Raw genomic sequence first — 258 nt, 5'->3', positions numbered from 1 at the left:
AGAACCCCTCCATGAACGTCCCCAGCGCGAAATACAGCCCGATGATGCAGCACATGATCGCCCAGGGCGGCAGCGGCAGCCCCGAGATCAGCCCCGCCAGCGCCTGCGGCACGTTGATGATCGTCAGGATGTAGTTCAGCAGATACGCGCCAAAGATGATCAGCCCCAGCAGCGCCGTGTTGCGCGCCGTGGCCTCGGCACTGGCATTCAGCAGCCGCAGGGACAGCTTGCCCTCGATCGCCGCGAAGAACAGGGAAC

At 64.3% G+C, this 258-nt stretch carries 1 protein-coding gene; it reads right to left on the bottom strand.

Going from position 1 to position 258, the window contains the following annotated elements:
- A partial coding sequence (locus EOD42_RS25685) for a TRAP transporter large permease subunit (protein ID WP_127790446.1) occupies positions 1 to 258 on the bottom strand: 258 nt, incomplete at both ends.

This window comes from Rhodovarius crocodyli (assembly GCF_004005855.1).
Lineage (GTDB): Bacteria > Pseudomonadota > Alphaproteobacteria > Acetobacterales > Acetobacteraceae > Rhodovarius > Rhodovarius crocodyli.
Note: the sequence above shows the minus strand (reverse complement) of the source record. Positions and strands in the feature narration are given on the sequence as shown.